The following is a 14996-nucleotide window of genomic DNA, read 5'->3' as shown; positions in this document are numbered from 1 at the left end:
CGGCCCCCCTCCCCGGTACGGGGCTACGGTGGCGCGATGACGGCGCAGCGTGAGCGGCCCGCGGGCGGCACCCGCGGCCCCGACCCCGGCGCGGCCGCTCCCGAGCAGGCGCTCGCCGACGACGGCACCCGTCCCACCGGGGGCTCCCGGTGGGTCATCCCCTACGGACTCGACGTGGCCGCGGGCATCGCCTGGCGCATCCTGCTGATCGTCGCCGCGGCCGCCGTGGTGATCTACCTGGCCGACACCCTCGCCGTCGTGCTGGTGCCGGTCGTCCTCGCGGTGATCGCGGCGTCGCTGCTCGCGCCCGAGGCGCACCTCATGAGCTCGCGGATCCGGTGGATGCCGCACGCCATCGCCACGGCCATCGTCATCGTCGGCGGGCTCGCGATCGTCGGGGGCGTGCTCACCGGCGTCGTGTACGCGTTCATCTCCGGGCTCCCCCAGCTCACCAGCCAGGTCACCGGCGGGTTCGTCGAGATCCAGAACTGGGTGCGCACGGGCCCCCTCGGGCTGAACAACCAGCAGTTCACGCAGATCGGCGACCAGTTCCTCACCAGCCTGCAGGAGAGCCAGTCGACGATCGCGGCGAGCGCGCTCGGCGCGGTGGGGACCGTCGGGGAGCTGCTGACCGAGGGCCTGCTCGCGCTGTTCACCCTGATCTTCCTCATCCACGACGGCCCCGCGATCTGGCGCTTCCTCCTGCGCGGGGTGCCGGGCCGGGTCCGCGACCGCGCGGACGTCGCCGGGCGGCGCGCCTTCGCCTCGCTCGTCGGCTACACCCGGGCGATCATCGTCGTCGCGTTCATCGACGCCGTCACCGCCGGCCTCGGGCTCTGGCTGATCGGGGTGCCCCTCGCGGTCCCGCTCGCGGCCCTGATCTTCTTCGGGGCCTTCATCCCCACCCTCGGCGCCGTGATCTCCGGCGTGGTCGCGGCCCTCGTCGCGCTCGTGAGCGGCGGGATCACCGACGCGCTGCTCGTCGTCCTGCTGCTGCTCGCCGTGCAGAACCTCGAGGGCTACATCCTCCAGCCGCTGTTCCTCGGCAAGTCGATCAAGCTGCACCCGCTGGCCGTCGTGCTGCCGATCTCGTGCGGCCTCGTCGTCGCGGGGATCCCGGGGGCGCTGCTCGCGGTGCCGCTGGTGACCGTCCTCGACAACGGCCTCCGCTCGCTCACCCGCGAGTCCGACGGCGTCATCGACCCCGCCCGGGTCAACCCGCTCGACCCCCGCTCCGCGCGCCCGGAGTTCGCCGACCCCAAGGTGAACGTGGTCCCCGAGGACGCCTAAGTCGCCTAGGTCGCCGACGGGAACACCGGCGCCCGCTTCTCCCGCAGGGCCGCGACCCCCTCGACCACGTCGGGGCCGAGGAAGCAGAGCATCTCGTAGGCGGCCGAGGCGTCGAAGGTGGGACCGGCCGTCCTCAGCCAGTGGTTGAGCGACTTCTTCGTCAGCCGGATCGCCTGCTGCGAGCCGGTGGCCAGCACGTCGGCCACCCGCAGGGCCTCGTCGAGGACCTCCTCGCGCGGGAGGGCCTTCGCCACCATCCCGAGGCGCTCCGCCTCCGCGCCGGTGAGCATCTCCCCGGTCAGCAGGTAGTAGCGCGCCTTCGCCATCCCGGCGAGCAGCGGCCAGATGATGGCGGCGTGGTCGCCGGCGGAGACGCCGAGCTTCACGTGGCCGTCGCCCAGCTTCGCGTCCTGCGCGGCGATCGCGATGTCGGCGAGCAGTGCCACCACCACCCCGGCGCCCACCGCGACGCCGTTGATCGCCGAGACGATCGGCTTCTCGCAGTCGATGATGTTGTAGACGAGCTCGGACATCTCCTTGAGCATGTGCGAGACCCGCTCGTGGTCGCCCGCCATGCGCTCGACCATCCCGAGGTCGCCGCCCGCGGAGAACGCCCTGCCGGCCCCCGTCACCACGGCGACCCGCACCGAGGGGTCGGCCGCGACGTCGCGCCACACCCGCGCGAGCTCGCCGTGGAGCACCTCGTCGGTGGCGTTGTACTTCTCCGGGTTGTTGATCGTGATCAGCAGGACGCCGTTCTCGCGGCGGTCGAAGAGCAGCTGCTGGTAGTCCTCGAACACGGATCTCCTCGTCAGACGGTCTCGAAGCGGCCGGCGGCGACATCCTCGGCCGCCTGCTCGGTGGCGCGGTAGTGAATCTTCTTCCCGGTCGCGGTCAGCGGCAGCGCGTCGACGAAGCGGTAGGCCCGGGGCCGCTTGTAGCGGGACAGCATCGGGTGGTCGCGGCAGTGGGCCTCGCAGGCGGCGGCCGTGAGCGAGGGGTCGGCCCGCACCACGTAGGCCACCACGCGCCGGCCCCAGCGTTCGTCGGGCACGCCGACCACCAGGGAGTCGGCGACACCCTCGAGCTCGTTGAGCGCCTCCTCCACCTGCACCGGGTGCACGTTCTCGCCGCCGGAGACGAGCATGTCGTCGGCGCGCCCGACGATCGTCACGTACTCCCCCGCGTCCCACGTGGCGAGGTCGCCGAGGTGAATCCACCCGTCACCCGCGAACTTGGCGGCCTCCTGGTCGGGCGAGTTCACGTAGGCGTAGCCGGCCTTCGGCGAGCGGACGATCACCTCGCCGACGGTCGCGGCGTCCCGAGCCACGGCATCGTCGGGACCGCCGCCGACCTCGACGACGCGGACGTCGTCGTCGGTGCACGCCCGGCCCGCCGCGCCGGCGTGGTCGGGGAGGTCGGCGGGGCGCAGGAAGGTGTTCCAGAACGACTCGGTGGTGCCGTAGCCGTTGAAGATCCGCTCGGTGAGCACCGACTGGTAGCGCAGGCACGCCTCCCGCTCCAGCGGCGCGCCCATCGTCACGATCCCCCGCAGCGTGCCGAGGTCGCGCGGGCGGCGCTCCTGGGCCACGGCGAGCATCGCGAGGTTGGTCGGCGCACCGACGAGGTAGGTCAGCCCGCGCTGCTCCACGAGGTCGAGGCACTGCTCGGGGTCGAACGCGCGCAGCGGCACCACCTGGGCTCCCACGTAGAACGCCGGGTTGGGCCCGCCGGAGTAGAGCCCGCCGCGGTGGAACCAGGGCGTCATGTTCAGCGTGACGTCCTCGGGCCCGAGCGGGAAGTGCATCAGCACGTCGTGGGCCGAGAACACCTCGACGAGGCTGTTCAGCGGCACGCCCTTCGGCATCCCCGTGGTGCCCGAGGTGTAGAGCCGGGTGGTCTCGTCGTACACCGTGGCCGCGGGCTCCGGGACCGCCGTGCCCGCGGGGAGCAGCTCGGTCAGCGCCTCCCCCGGTCCCAGGGCGATCACGACGTCGGGCCGGTGCGGGCTCCGTCGCAGGGCGTCGGTGACCGTCTCCTGCAGGGCCGCGTCGTACACGAACACCCGGGGCTCGCTGTCGGCGAGGACGTGGGCGACCTCGCCGGCGGCGAGCCGGAAGTTGATCGGCGACCCGACCGCGCCGCAGGCCTGGGTCGCGAGGTAGAGCTGCGCGAAGGCCGGGGAGTTGTAGAGCTGGTAGGTGACGACGTCGCCGGGGCGGACCCCGACGGCCACGAGCCCGGCGGCGAGCCGGTCGACGTCGGCGGCGAGCTCGCCGTAGGTCCAGGCCGCGCCGGTCGTCGGGTCGGTGATCGCGGTGTGTCCCGCGTAGCGGCCCGCGGTGCGGCGGAAGCCCCCCAGGTAGGTGAACGAGCGCTCGAAGTACGCCCGGTACGCGGACGCGTCGTAGGTGTAGCTCATGACATCGACAGCCCGCCGCTGACGCTCACGGTCTGCCCGGTGATGAACCCGGCGTCGTCGGAGGCGAGGAAGGCGACCAGCGGCGCGAGGTCGGTCGGCTGCCCGAGCCGGCGCATCGGGATCGCCTTGACCAGGGCGTCGCGCAGCTTGTCGTTGCCCTCGACCACGGACGCGAACAGGGCCGTGTCGGTGGGCCCGGGGCAGACGCAGTTGGCGCGCACCGAGTACCGCGCCATCTCGCGGGCGATCGTCTTGGTGAACGCGATGACGCCGCCCTTGGCCGCGGAGTAGACCGCCTCGCCGCTGGAGCCCACCCGGCCGGCGTCGGAGGCGAGGTTGACCACCGAGCCCCGGCCCTGCTCCGCCATCCCCGGCAGCACGGCGTGGCAGGTGTTCAGGACGCCGTAGAGGTTGATCCCGACGATGCGGTCCCACGTCGCCGGGTCGGAGGAGACGAACGGGCCGACCACGTCGTAGCCCGCGTTGTTGACCAGGACGTCGATGCGCCCGTGCTCGGAGCGCACCCGGGCGACCATCGCGTCGACCGACGCCCGGTCGCTCACGTCGGCGGCGATCCCGAGACCGCCCACCGCGGCCGCGGTGTCCTTCGCGGTCGCCTCGTCGAGGTCGGTCGCGACGACCGTCGCGCCCTCGGCGGCCAGGGTCTCGGCGATCGCGCGGCCGATCCCCCGGCCCGCGCCGGTGACGATGGCGATGTCGCCGTCCAGTCGTCCCATCAGGTCTCCTTCTCCTACGGTGCGAGGGCGCGTCCGACGCGCTGCCGGGCGATGACGAGCTTCATGATCTGGGCGGTGCCGTCGCCGATCTGGAGTCCGAGGACGTCCCGCATCCGCTGGTCGAACGGCTTCTCCGCGCGGTAGCCGTACTGGCCGTGCAGCAGCAGGCACTGCGTGATCGCCTCGTGCGCGGTCTTCGGGGCCCACCACTTGCACATCGCCGCCTGCGCGGTGTGCGGGCGGCCGGTGTCCTTGCGCCACAGCGTCTCCAGGCACAGCAGCCGCGCCGCCGACAGCAGCGTCTCCGCCTCCGCCAGCGGGAAGGCCACGCCCTGCTGGGCCGAGAGCGGCTTGTCGAACGCCTCGCGCCCGGACACGTACTCCCACGTCTCGTCGACCGACTGCTCGGCCGCCCCGAGGCACTGCAGGCCGATGAGCGCCCGGCTGAAGTCGAAGCCCTGCATCACCTGCGAGAAGCCGCGGCCGACCTCGCCGAGCAGGTTCTCCGCCGGGACCCGCACCCCGTCGAGGTGCACGGCGCCGCGGTTCACGGCGGTGGTGCCGACGTCGGGGTAGGGCTCGCGGGTGACCCCGGGGACGTCGAGCGGGACGAGGAACGCGGAGATGTCCTTCCCCCGGGCCGTGGTCTCCCCGGTGCGGGCGAAGACGACGACCGCGGCCGCCTCGGCCGCGAAGGACAGCGACTTGACGCCGTGGAGCACCCAGCCCCCGTCGTCGGGAACGGCGGTCAGGCGTGGCATCCCGGCGTCGGACCCGCCGTGCGGCTCGGTAAGGCCGATCCCGACGATCTCCTCGCCCGCGCAGATGCGCGGGACCCACGTCCGGGCGAGCTCGGGGGTCGCGCTCGTGGCGAGGATCTGCCCGACGAGCGAGCCCACGACCTGCAGGTAGGCGACGTTGATGTCGCCCCGCCCGATCTCCTCGCAGACCAGGCCCGTGGTGACGCGGTCGGTGCCGCGCCCGCCGAGCCCCACCGGCAGCTCCGGGGCGAGGAGCCCGCGGGCGCCGAGCTCGCGGCGCAGCTCCGGCCCGATGCGGCCCGCCCGCTCGCGGTCGGCGTAGCCGGGCAGGAGGTCGCGCCGGGCGACGTCGCGCGCCGCGTCGCGGAACGACCGCTGCTCCTCGGTGAGCTCGAACTCCATCGGGGCCTCCGTTCCGGCTCCTGACGACCGTGCCGAAGTTCGACCCGCGGGTCAAGAGATGACCCGTCGGTTACGCTGCTCCCCGTGGGCCGGGTCCAGCGCAAGCGCGACGAGCGGGTGCGCCGCATCGTCGCGGCGGCCGCGGAGGTCTTCGGCGAGCGCGGCTACGAGGCGGCGAACCTCGAGGACGTGGCCGAGCGGCTCGACGTCACCAAGGGCTCGCTCTACTACTACTTCGCCGGCAAGGACGAGCTGGCCACCGCGGCGGTCGAGACCCTCGGGACCGACTGGACCGAGCGCCTGGAGAAGCTCGACACCCCGGGCGGCGCGGCGGAACGGCTCCGGGCGCTGCTGCGCGAGCACATCGCGATCGCGGTCCGCGAGTACCCCGCGGCGCTGCGGCTCTTCCTCGTGCCCGACTCCTGGCCCGACGACCTGCGCGCCCGCATCCGCGAGCTCCGCCGGCGCCACGACCTCGTGTTCCGCCGCGTGGTGCGCGAGGGCGTCGCGGCGGGCGAGTTCGCGGTGGTCGACGAGGACGCCGCCCTGCAGGCCCTGCACGCGTCGATGAGCCAGGCCCCGCTGTGGTGCTCGCACCTCGCCGGGGACGCCCAGGACCGGGCGATGGACCACCTGGCCGACACCCTGATGAAGCTCGTCGCCCCGGACTAGCCGGCGGAGGTCACCCGGTACACGTCGTAGACGCCCTCGACGTTGCGGACCACCTTGAGCACGTAGCCGAGGTGCTTCGGGTCGCCCATCTCGAAGCTGAACCGGCTCACGGCCACGCGGTCGCGCGACGTGGTCACCGACGCCGAGAGGATGTTGACCTTCTCGTCGGCGAGGGCCTTCGTGATGTCGGAGAGCAGGCGGTGGCGGTCGAGCGCCTCCACCTGGATCGCGACGAGGAAGACCGCGGTCGACGACGAGGCCCAGCTGACGTCGAGGAGGCGCTCGGGCTCGGAGCGCAGGTCGTCGGCGTTGGTGCAGTCGGTGCGGTGCACGCTGACCCCGCCGCCCCGGGTGACGAACCCGAGGATCTCGTCGCCCGGCACCGGGGTGCAGCAGCGGGCGAGCTTGATCCACAGGTCGGCCGCGTCGTCGCCCGCGACGTCGTTGACCACCACGCCGACGTCGCCGGTGCCGCGGCGGCGCTGCACCGTCGAGGGCGTGGCGCGGTCGGCCAGCTCGTCCTCGTTCTGCTCCACCCCGCCGAGCAGGGCGACGAGGCGCTGCACGACGTGGCGGGCCGAGACGTGGTGCTCGCCCACGGCCGCGTAGAGCGCGGAGACGTCGGCGTAGCGCAGCTCGCGGGCCAGCGCGCCGATCGAGTCGGCCGAGACCAGGCGCTGCAGCGGCAGGCCGGTGCGCCGCGCCTCGCGGGTGATCGAGTCCTTGCCCTCCTCGATCGCCTCCTCGCGGCGCTCCTTGGCGAACCACTGCTTGATCTTCTGCTTCGCCCGCGGCGAGGAGACGAACCCGAGCCAGTCGCGCGACGGCCCGGCCCCCTCGGCCTTCGAGGTGAAGATCTCGACGACCTCGCCGTTCTCCAGCTGGCGCTCCAACGCCACGAGCCGGCCGTTCACCCGCGACCCGATGCACTTGTTGCCGACCTCGGTGTGCACCGCGTAGGCGAAGTCCACCGGCGTCGAGCCGTGCGGCAGCGTGATCACGTCGCCCTTGGGCGTGAAGACGAAGATCTCGCGGGTGGCGAGGTCGTAGCGCAGCGACTCGAGGAACTCCCCCGGGTCGGCCGCCTCCCGCTGCCAGTCGAGGAGCTGGCGCATCCAGGCCATCTCGTCGAGCTCGAGCCCGCCGTTGGCCGCGGCGACGCCCTTCGTCTCCTTGTACCGCCAGTGCGCGGCGATGCCGTACTCGGCGGTGCGGTGCATCTCGTGGGTGCGGATCTGCACCTCGAGGGGCTGCCCGTCGGGGCCGATCACCGTGGTGTGCAGCGACTGGTAGACGCTGAACCGGGGCTGGGCGATGTAGTCCTTGAACCGGCCCGGCATCGGCTGCCACAGCGCGTGGACCATCCCCATCGCGGCGTAGCAGTCGCGCACGTCCTCGACGAGGATGCGCACGCCCACCAGGTCGTGGATGTCGTCGAAGTCCTTACCCTTGACGATCATCTTCTGGTAGATCGAGTAGTAGTGCTTCGGGCGGCCGAGCACCTCGGCCTTCACCCGCGCGGCCTCGAGCTGCCCCGAGACCTCGTCGATCACCGAGCGCAGGTAGGTGTCGCGGCTCGGCGCGCGGTCGGCGACCAGCCGGACGATCTCGTCGTAGCGCTTGGGGTGCAGGATCGCGAACGCGAGGTCCTCGAGCTCCCACTTGACCGTCGACATCCCGAGCCGGTGGGCCAGCGGCGCGAGCACCTCGAGGGTCTCGCGCGCCTTCTTGGCCTGCTTCTCCGGCTTGAGGAAGCGCATGGTGCGCATGTTGTGCAGCCGGTCGGACAGCTTGATGACGAGCACCCGAGGGTCGCGCGCCATCGCGACGACCATCTTGCGGATCGTCTCGGCCTCCGCCGCGGCCCCGAGCTGGACCTTGTCGAGCTTCGTCACCCCGTCGACGAGGTGGGCGACCTCGGCCCCGAAGTCGGCCGCGAGGCGCTCGAGGGAGTAGTCGGTGTCCTCGACGGTGTCGTGCAGCAGCGCCGCCACCAGCGTGGTGGTGTCCATGCCCAGCTCGGCGAGGATCGTCGCGACGGCGAGCGGGTGGGTGATGTACGGGTCGCCCGACTTGCGCATCTGGCCCTCGTGGAAGGCCTCCGCGGTGTCGTACGCGCGCTGCAGGATCGCCAGGTCGGCGCTCGGGTGCAGCTCGCGGTGCACCGTGGCGAGCGGCTCGAGGACGGGCTTCACCGGGCCCGGGCGCTGCGCGGTGATCCGGCGGGCGATGCGGGCGCGGACCCGGCGGGTGGCCGAGCGCGGCCGTCCGGCGGCGCCGACCGTCTCCAGCCGGGCGGCCTCGCGCGGCTCGCTCGACCCGACGGTGGGCAGCGCGCCCGCGCCGTCAGCGTCCTCGGTGGCCACCGCGGTGTCGGCGGCGGGCTCCAGGTCCTGGCTCACGGGCGAGCACCTCCAGCCGTACAGGATCGCGACGGGGTCGTCCGACCGCCGGGAACGAACCCGCTCCCGGAATCATTCAAGAGTAGGTCACCGACCCCCGGCACGTCCGCCGCCTGCAGGACCCGGGGGCCGACCGGTCCCCCGGCGTCGTCGGCCCGTCGGCGAGCGGCCGTTCACCGCCGTCGCAGCACCACACGATGATCGACACTGCCTCTCGCCCGCCCGGCGTGCGGCGCGTGACCGGCCGCCGCGACGACGAGCTGCCAGGCCCCGGTTCCGGGGCCGACCGGCACCGCGAACCCGCCGTCCTCCCCCGCCCGCGTCCGGCCCAGCTGCCGGCCGTTGCCGTCGACCACTGTGACGACGGCCGTGAGCCCGCGGCCGTCGGCGTCGGTCACCCGGCCGGTCACCCGCTCGCCGGGCCCGTCGTCGGTGGGGGCGGGCTCGGCGTCGGGGTCGATCTCGTGCAGCGCCACGAGGGCCCCGTGCAGGGTCGCGAGCTCGCCGAGCAGGCCGCCGCTCTCGTCGGCCGCCGGCCGGTGCCGGTGCTCGCCCGGCCCGTGGCCGTCGGCGAGGGCGTCCACCAGCCCGCGCACGGCACGCACCGCGGCGCCCACCCGCTCGTGGCGGACCTCCGGGTCGGACCGGCGGGTCCGCTCGTAGTCCGCGGCGGCCTCGACGACCGCCCGGACCCGCACGGCGCAGCGCACCCAGGCGGCGAGCCGGTGCGCGAGGACGGGGCGGCGGCGCGCGGCGCCGGGGACGAGCCCGAGCGAGAGGGGCACGCCGATCACGGCGAGCTGGTGGATCGCGGCGTCGAGACTGCGGGCCCGGGCGGGCAGGTCGGGCGGGTCGTCGGGCCGGTCCTCGCCGTGGACCACGGCGGCGACGTCGACGAGGGCGGCCCGCAGCTCCTCGGCCAGCCGGGCGCGGGCGGCCTGCTCCGCGCGCGCCGCCGACGTCGGCAGGAAGGACACCGCGACGATGCCGCCGATCGCCGCCCCGATCGCGGTCTCCCCCACCCGCAGCGCGAGCAGCCCGTCGCTGTAGGTCCCGAGCATCTCGTAGAGCTCCGCGACGATGATCGTCACGGCGAGGGCGAGCGAGGTGTAGGAGACCCGGAACAGGTAGAAGCCCAGGAACAGGGCGACCAGGATGACCGCGAGCGACACGGCGGTGGAGTCGCCGAGGAGCGGGACGACGAGCAGCGCGACGACGACGCCCACCACGGTCCCGGCCGTGCGCTGCACCGCCTTGCGGATCGTCTCCGCGGCCGTCGCCGTGCCGGTGAAGGCGAGGAAGCAGGCGAGCACGGCCCAGTACCAGCGCTGGCCCGACACCGCGTCGCCGAGCGCGATCGCGAGGCCGCCCGCGAGCGCGATCTGGAAGGCCTGACGGGTGGTCAGCAGCATCCGGCCCGGGCGTCGCCCGCCGGTGCCCGGGGTGCCCTCGACCTCCGGGGCGACCATCGGGCCGACCGTCACCGCGCTGCCCGGCAGGAAGCCCGCGAAGAGCTCCGCCCCGGGCACGAAGGGCCGTGGCTCGGCCGAGGTGTCCGCCCCGGCCCGGGGCCGGCCCTCGCGGTCGTCGTCGAGCACCGCGCGGAGCCCGGCGAGGGCGGCGGCCGTCCCGCCCGCGGTGCCGGGTGCGGCGTCGAGGGTCCGGGCGAGCGCCGCCTCCACCCGGATCACTGCCGCGCGGACGTCGGCCGCGCGGGCGGGGTCGGCGAGGGAGCGCGGGATCGCGAGCTGGCCGTCGATCAGCACCGCGGCCTCGTTGACCCGCAGCGTCGCGCGGTCGCTCGCCGCCCGGACGTCCTGGGCGCGGCGCCACGGCGCGCGCAGCGCGGGGCGGGCGTGCTCGGCCTCGGCGATGCGGACCCGCGCCGCGAACGTGTCGACCATGCGGCGCAGCCGGCGGGCGGGCCGCTGGGGCGCCAGCACCAGGGCGACGACCAGCAGGACCACGGTCGTCGTCGCGACGGACGCCACCACCACCGGCAGCTGGGAGAACCCGAGCTGCAGGAACAGGGCGATGAAGTAGCCCATCCACGCGACCATCCCGCAGGCGAACGCGCGCGGCCCGAAGCGCCGCACCCACACCACCACGAACATGACCACGACGAAGAGGCCCAGCGAGAGCACGCGGTGCCGGTCGACGAGCGTGCTCAGGCCGATCCCGACGAGCATCGCCACCGGCAGGCAGAGCTGCGTCACCACCCGGCCCCGCGTGGTGGGGTCGGAGGCGGTGAAGGTCGTCATCATCGTGAGGACCGCGCCGAGCACCAGCACGACGACGGCCGCGGTCCCCTGGGCGCCGAGGGTGCCGGCGAGCAGGGCGGACACCGCGAGCGAGACCGCGAGCGACGCCGCGGCGCGGGTGGCGAGGGCGAGCCGCACGTGGCCCGGGTCCGAGGCGAGGACCCGGTCGACCCAGGAGACGCCCGGGACGGCGGTCGCGCGCGCCGTCGGTCCGTCGGGCCCGTCCGCCCCGGTCGTGGGCCGGGGGCCGGTCGCCGTGCTCGTCATCGCCCTCCTCCGCCTCGACCCGTGATGTTAGCTGTGCGAACCATCAGGTGGGCCGGGCGGGCGGCGGGTGTGGGCGATGTCCCGCTCGGGTTTCAGCGAGCGAGCAGCGCGTGCAGGGGACGCCGCCCCAGCCGTTCGCGACCCGCGAGGGCCGGCAGCTCGAGCACGACGGCCAGGGCGGCCACGTGGGCGCCGCACCCCTCGACGAGCTCGCACGCCGCGGCCGCGGTCCCGCCGGTGGCGAGCACGTCGTCGACGAGGAGCGCCCGCGTGCCGGGCGTGAGCACCCCGGTAGGCAGCTCGAGCGTGGCCGAGCCGTACTCGAGGTCGTAGGAGCGGGACGCCGCCACGGCCGGGAGCTTCCCCTCCTTGCGGACCGGCACGATCCCGAGGCCGAGGGCCTGGGCCACGGCCGCCCCGAGCAGGAAGCCCCGGGCCTCGATCCCGACCACGACGTCGACCTCGGCGCGGGGGGCCGCGGCGCTCAGCAGCCGGGTGGTGGCCGCGAGCCCCTCGGCGTCGGCGAGCACCGTGGTGAGGTCCCAGAACCGGATGCCCGGCTTCGGGAAGTCCTCGACCGCGCGCATCAGGCCCTCGATCACGGCCAGGTCGGCGCCGGACGCCGTCACCGGCGGCGCTTCCCGCCCGGCCGGCCGGACTTCCCCGCCGGGCGCGCGCCGGGCCGGGGCGAGGTGGCGCTGCGCGAGGTCGCGGTGCGCGGCGACTCGGAGCCGGCCCGGCCCGGCGCCGCGGCGGCAGCCGCGACGGCGCGGGTGTCGAGCACGTCGGTCCGCTCGCCCGGCGTCGCGCCGTCGGAGCCCGTCGCCCCGCGACGGGCGTTCTTCTCCCGGCGCGCGTGCACCCGCTGGGCCTGCTGGACCCAGACCCGGTCGCGCATCGCGAGGTCGACCACGATCGGCGTGGCCAGCAGCACCGAGGACGCCGCGCCGATGATCGTGCCGACGAGCTGGACCAGGGCGAGGTCGCCCAGCACCCCGACGCCGAGCAGGACCACGCCCACCACGAACAGGCCGATCAGCGGGAGCGCGGCGATCAGCGACGTGTTCAGCGAGCGCATGAGGGTCTGGTTGACCGCGAGGTTGGCGGCCTCGGCGTAGGTGCGCCGCGTGACCCCCGCCAGCCCGCGGGTGTTCTCCCGGACCTTGTCGAACACCACGACGGTGTCGTAGAGCGAGAACCCGAGGATCGTCAGCAGGCCGATGACGGTCGCGGGCGACACCTCGAAGCCGATGAGCGAGTAGACGCCCGCGGTGATGATGATGTCGTTGGCGAGGGCGATCAGGGCCGCGAGCGCCATCCGGCGCTCGAAGTAGAACGCCAGGTAGACCGAGACGAGCACCAGGAACACGACGAGGGCGATGAGGGCCTGGCGGGTGATCTCCCCGCCCCAGCTCGCGCTCACCGCGCTGTCGCTCACCGCGTTCTGGTCGGGCCGGCCGCTCGCGTCGAGGGGCTGGAAGCGGTCGAACAGCGCCTGGCGCAGCGCGACGACCTCGCCCTGCGACAGCCGGTCGGACTTGATGAGGATCGTCGAGGTGTCGCCGGCCCCGGCGGTCTGCACGGCCTCCGCGGGGCGCCCGACCGACCGGTCGAACACCTCCTGGACCTGGCTGGTCTCCGCGACCCCGGTGGCCCCGCGGGCCGGGAACTGCACCGAGGTGCCGCCCTCGAAGTCGATCGAGAAGTTGAAGCCGCGCAGGATCATCGAGAGCAGGCAGACGACCACCATCGCGGCGAACACCGCGTACCAGGTCCTCGAGCGGCCGACGATGTCGATCCCGCCGTTGCCCTCGTAGAGCGCGTCGAGCCGGCCGCGCTTCTGCCCCCGGCGCGGGGACTGCTGCCCCGGGGCCTCGTCGGGCCCGCCGTCGGTGTCGTCGGGCCCGGCGTCGTCGAGGGCGTCGTCGGGCACGCGGTCGTCCTCGACCGGCTCCGGGTCGCGGCCCGGGCGGCCTCCTGCGCGGGTCATCGGGTACCTCCGCGGCCGGAGCCGCTGCGCGTGGTCGAGCGGTCGGTGGAACTGCGGGAGCCGGTGCCGCGCCGGGACCCCGCCGGCCGCGCCCCGACCCGCGGGGTGGTGCCGGTGCCCGAGCGGGGGCCCGACCCGGACTGGTTGGCCACCTTGCCGAGCCCCGACCAGGCCGGGCTGGCGAAGAGTTTCGAGTTCGACGCCAGGGAGAGCAGCGGGTGGGTCACCAGGAACACGACGATGAGGTCGAGGATTGTCGACATGCCGAGCGTGAAGGCGAACCCGCGCACCTGGCCGACGGCGAGGACGTAGAGGACGACCGCGGCGAGGAAGCTGACCGCGTCGCCGGAGAGGATCGTCCGGCGGGCCCGCGTCCACCCGCGCGGCACGGCCGAGCGGAAGCTCCGGCCCTCGCGCATCTCGTCCTTGATCCGTTCGAAGAAGATCACGAACGAGTCGGCCGTGATGCCGATCGCGACGATGAACCCGGCGACGCCGGCGAGGTCGAGCGTGAAGCCGATGCTGCGGCCCAGCAGCACGAGCACCGCGTAGACGATCAGTCCCGAGAGGACCAGCGACAGGATCGTCAGGACCCCGAGCGCCCGGTAGTAGAACAGCGAGTAGACGAACACCAGGACCAGGCCGATGACGCCGGCGATCAGCCCCGCCTGCAGCGACGCGAGCCCGAGGGTCGCCGAGATCGTCTGGGCGTCGGAGGTGTCGAACGACAGCGGCAGCGAGCCGTAGCGCAGCACGTTCGCGAGGTCCTGCGCGGAGGCCTGGTTGAAGTTGCCGCTGACCTGCGAGTTCCCGGCGGGCTGGGCCGCCTGGATGGTGGGTGCCGAGACGACCTGCGAGTCGAGCGCGAAGGCGACGGCCTGCCCGATGTTCGAGCCCGTGTACTGCGCCCAGATGGCCGCGCCCGCGGACTTGAAGGTCACGTCGATGACGTAGCCGGCGCCCTGCGGGTTCGGCGACGCGGTGGCTCCGGCGACCTCGGTGCCCGAGAGGATCGACGGCCCGAGGACGTACTTGGCGGTGCCGTCGCGCTGGCAGGCGACCAGGGGCTGCGTCGGGTCGTCGTACCCGCGCAGCGGGTCGTCCGCCTGGCAGTTCAGCGCCAGGAGCGCCTGGGCCTGGACGGCCGGGTCGGTGCTCTGGCGGGTCTGCTTGGCCTGGGCGATCGCCGCGGCGAGCCGCGGGTCCTGCGACGTGCCGGCGCCGGCGAGCGCGCCCGCGGGCGGTGCGGGCGGCGTCGGCTCCTGGACCGGGAGGCGCACGGCCTGCCCGGCCGGGGCCTGGCCGGGGGTGGCGGCGCCGGCGCCGCCGCCGGTCTGGCCGGGCTGACCCTGCTGACCGGGCTGCTGGCCGGGCTGGCCCGGCTGGCCCGCCGCGGCGGGCGGGGTGGCCGCGACCGGCCCCTGCACGACGGGCCGGAAGTAGAGCCGGGCCGTCTGGCCCAGGCTGCGGGCCTGGTCGCCCGACGTGCCCGGCACCGTGATGACGAGGTTGTTGCCGTTCTGCACGACCTCCGCGCCCGAGACGCCGAGCCCGTTCACGCGCTGCTCGATGATCTGCCGCGCCAGGTTCAGCTGGTCGGGCGTCGGGGCCGCGCCGGTCTCGGTGCGGGCCGTCAGCGTGACCTGCGTGCCGCCCTGGAGGTCGATCCCGAGCTTCGGGGTGGGCGAGCCGTCACCGGTGAGGAACACCAGGCCGTACAGGACCACCACGATGGCCACGAAGAAGGCCAGGTAGCGCCCGGGCCGGAACCGGACGGTGGGAGGGGCCACGC

General features: G+C 74.2%; 11 protein-coding genes. 2 read left to right on the top strand and 9 right to left on the bottom strand.

Going from position 1 to position 14996, the window contains the following annotated elements:
* The first annotated feature begins 36 nt into the window (after positions 1-36).
* A complete protein-coding gene (locus tag ACFPBZ_RS09650) occupies positions 37-1290 on the top strand; it encodes an AI-2E family transporter (RefSeq protein WP_378035822.1) in 1254 nt (417 codons plus the stop codon).
* Between the two features lie 5 nt (positions 1291-1295).
* On the opposite strand, the gene ACFPBZ_RS09645 is transcribed toward ACFPBZ_RS09650, so the two are convergent.
* Genes ACFPBZ_RS09645 through ACFPBZ_RS09630 form a run of 4 tightly spaced genes read right to left on the bottom strand, consistent with a single transcriptional unit; the run spans position 1296 to position 5612 of the window.
* On the bottom strand, positions 1296-2090 hold the full coding sequence (locus ACFPBZ_RS09645; protein ID WP_378035821.1) for an enoyl-CoA hydratase/isomerase family protein: 795 nt from the start codon (positions 2088-2090) through the stop codon (positions 1296-1298).
* 11 nt (positions 2091-2101) lie between these two features.
* Positions 2102-3712, bottom strand: a complete 1611-nt coding sequence (locus ACFPBZ_RS09640) for a class I adenylate-forming enzyme family protein (RefSeq protein WP_378035820.1) — start codon at positions 3710-3712, stop codon at positions 2102-2104.
* On the bottom strand, positions 3709-4449 hold the full coding sequence (locus ACFPBZ_RS09635) for an SDR family NAD(P)-dependent oxidoreductase (protein ID WP_378035819.1): 741 nt from the start codon (positions 4447-4449) through the stop codon (positions 3709-3711). The genes ACFPBZ_RS09640 and ACFPBZ_RS09635 overlap by 4 nt, the downstream gene beginning before the upstream one ends.
* A gap of 14 nt (positions 4450-4463) precedes the next feature.
* The gene (locus ACFPBZ_RS09630) at positions 4464-5612 is read right to left on the bottom strand and encodes an acyl-CoA dehydrogenase family protein (protein ID WP_378035818.1); all 1149 of its coding nucleotides are present in this window, start codon (positions 5610-5612) and stop codon (positions 4464-4466) included.
* Positions 5613-5696: 84 nt separating this feature from the next.
* On the opposite strand from ACFPBZ_RS09630, the gene ACFPBZ_RS09625 reads away from it, so the two are divergent.
* Positions 5697-6284 carry a TetR/AcrR family transcriptional regulator gene (locus ACFPBZ_RS09625; RefSeq protein ID WP_378035817.1) on the top strand — a complete coding sequence of 196 codons (588 nt, stop codon included), beginning with the start codon at positions 5697-5699 and terminating at the stop codon, positions 6282-6284.
* Here ACFPBZ_RS09625 and ACFPBZ_RS09620 read toward each other — a convergent pair.
* From ACFPBZ_RS09620 to secD, 5 genes are all read right to left on the bottom strand, one after another.
* The gene (locus tag ACFPBZ_RS09620; RefSeq protein ID WP_378035991.1) at positions 6281-8575 is read right to left on the bottom strand and encodes a RelA/SpoT family protein; all 2295 of its coding nucleotides are present in this window, start codon (positions 8573-8575) and stop codon (positions 6281-6283) included. The genes ACFPBZ_RS09625 and ACFPBZ_RS09620 overlap by 4 nt on opposite strands.
* Before the next feature lie 284 nt (positions 8576-8859).
* Entirely contained in the window at positions 8860-11214 is a 2355-nt protein-coding gene (locus ACFPBZ_RS09615; RefSeq protein WP_378035816.1) for an FUSC family protein, read from the bottom strand.
* 92 nt (positions 11215-11306) lie between these two features.
* Positions 11307-11843 (bottom strand): adenine phosphoribosyltransferase, encoded by a 537-nt coding sequence (locus ACFPBZ_RS09610; protein ID WP_378035815.1) that lies wholly within the window; start codon positions 11841-11843, stop codon positions 11307-11309.
* Complete coding sequence (gene secF / locus ACFPBZ_RS09605; RefSeq protein WP_378035814.1) at positions 11840-13204, bottom strand: protein translocase subunit SecF; 1365 nt, start codon at positions 13202-13204, stop codon at positions 11840-11842. The genes ACFPBZ_RS09610 and secF overlap by 4 nt, the downstream gene beginning before the upstream one ends.
* Positions 13201-14994, bottom strand: coding sequence for a protein translocase subunit SecD (gene secD / locus ACFPBZ_RS09600; protein WP_378035813.1), 1794 nt, complete (start codon positions 14992-14994; stop codon positions 13201-13203). The genes secF and secD overlap by 4 nt, the downstream gene beginning before the upstream one ends.
* Positions 14995-14996: the final 2 nt, after the last annotated feature.

The sequence above is a fragment of the Actinomycetospora atypica genome (assembly GCF_042653685.1).
Classification (GTDB): Bacteria; Actinomycetota; Actinomycetes; order Mycobacteriales; family Pseudonocardiaceae; genus Actinomycetospora; species Actinomycetospora atypica.
Note: the sequence above shows the minus strand (reverse complement) of the source record. Positions and strands in the feature narration are given on the sequence as shown.

Bases quoted from the DNA above. Each gene is read 5' to 3' on its own strand.
- ACFPBZ_RS09650 (WP_378035822.1), top strand. From the start codon at position 37: ATGACGGCGCAGCGTGAGCGGCCCGCGGGCGGCACCCGCGGCCCCGAC.
- ACFPBZ_RS09615 (WP_378035816.1), bottom strand. From the start codon at position 11,214: ATGACGAGCACGGCGACCGGCCCCCGGCCCACGACCGGGGCGGACGGG.
- ACFPBZ_RS09630 (WP_378035818.1), bottom strand. From the start codon at position 5,612: ATGGAGTTCGAGCTCACCGAGGAGCAGCGGTCGTTCCGCGACGCGGCG.
- ACFPBZ_RS09640 (WP_378035820.1), bottom strand. From the start codon at position 3,712: ATGAGCTACACCTACGACGCGTCCGCGTACCGGGCGTACTTCGAGCGC.
- ACFPBZ_RS09635 (WP_378035819.1), bottom strand. From the start codon at position 4,449: ATGGGACGACTGGACGGCGACATCGCCATCGTCACCGGCGCGGGCCGG.
- secF (WP_378035814.1), bottom strand. From the start codon at position 13,204: ATGACCCGCGCAGGAGGCCGCCCGGGCCGCGACCCGGAGCCGGTCGAG.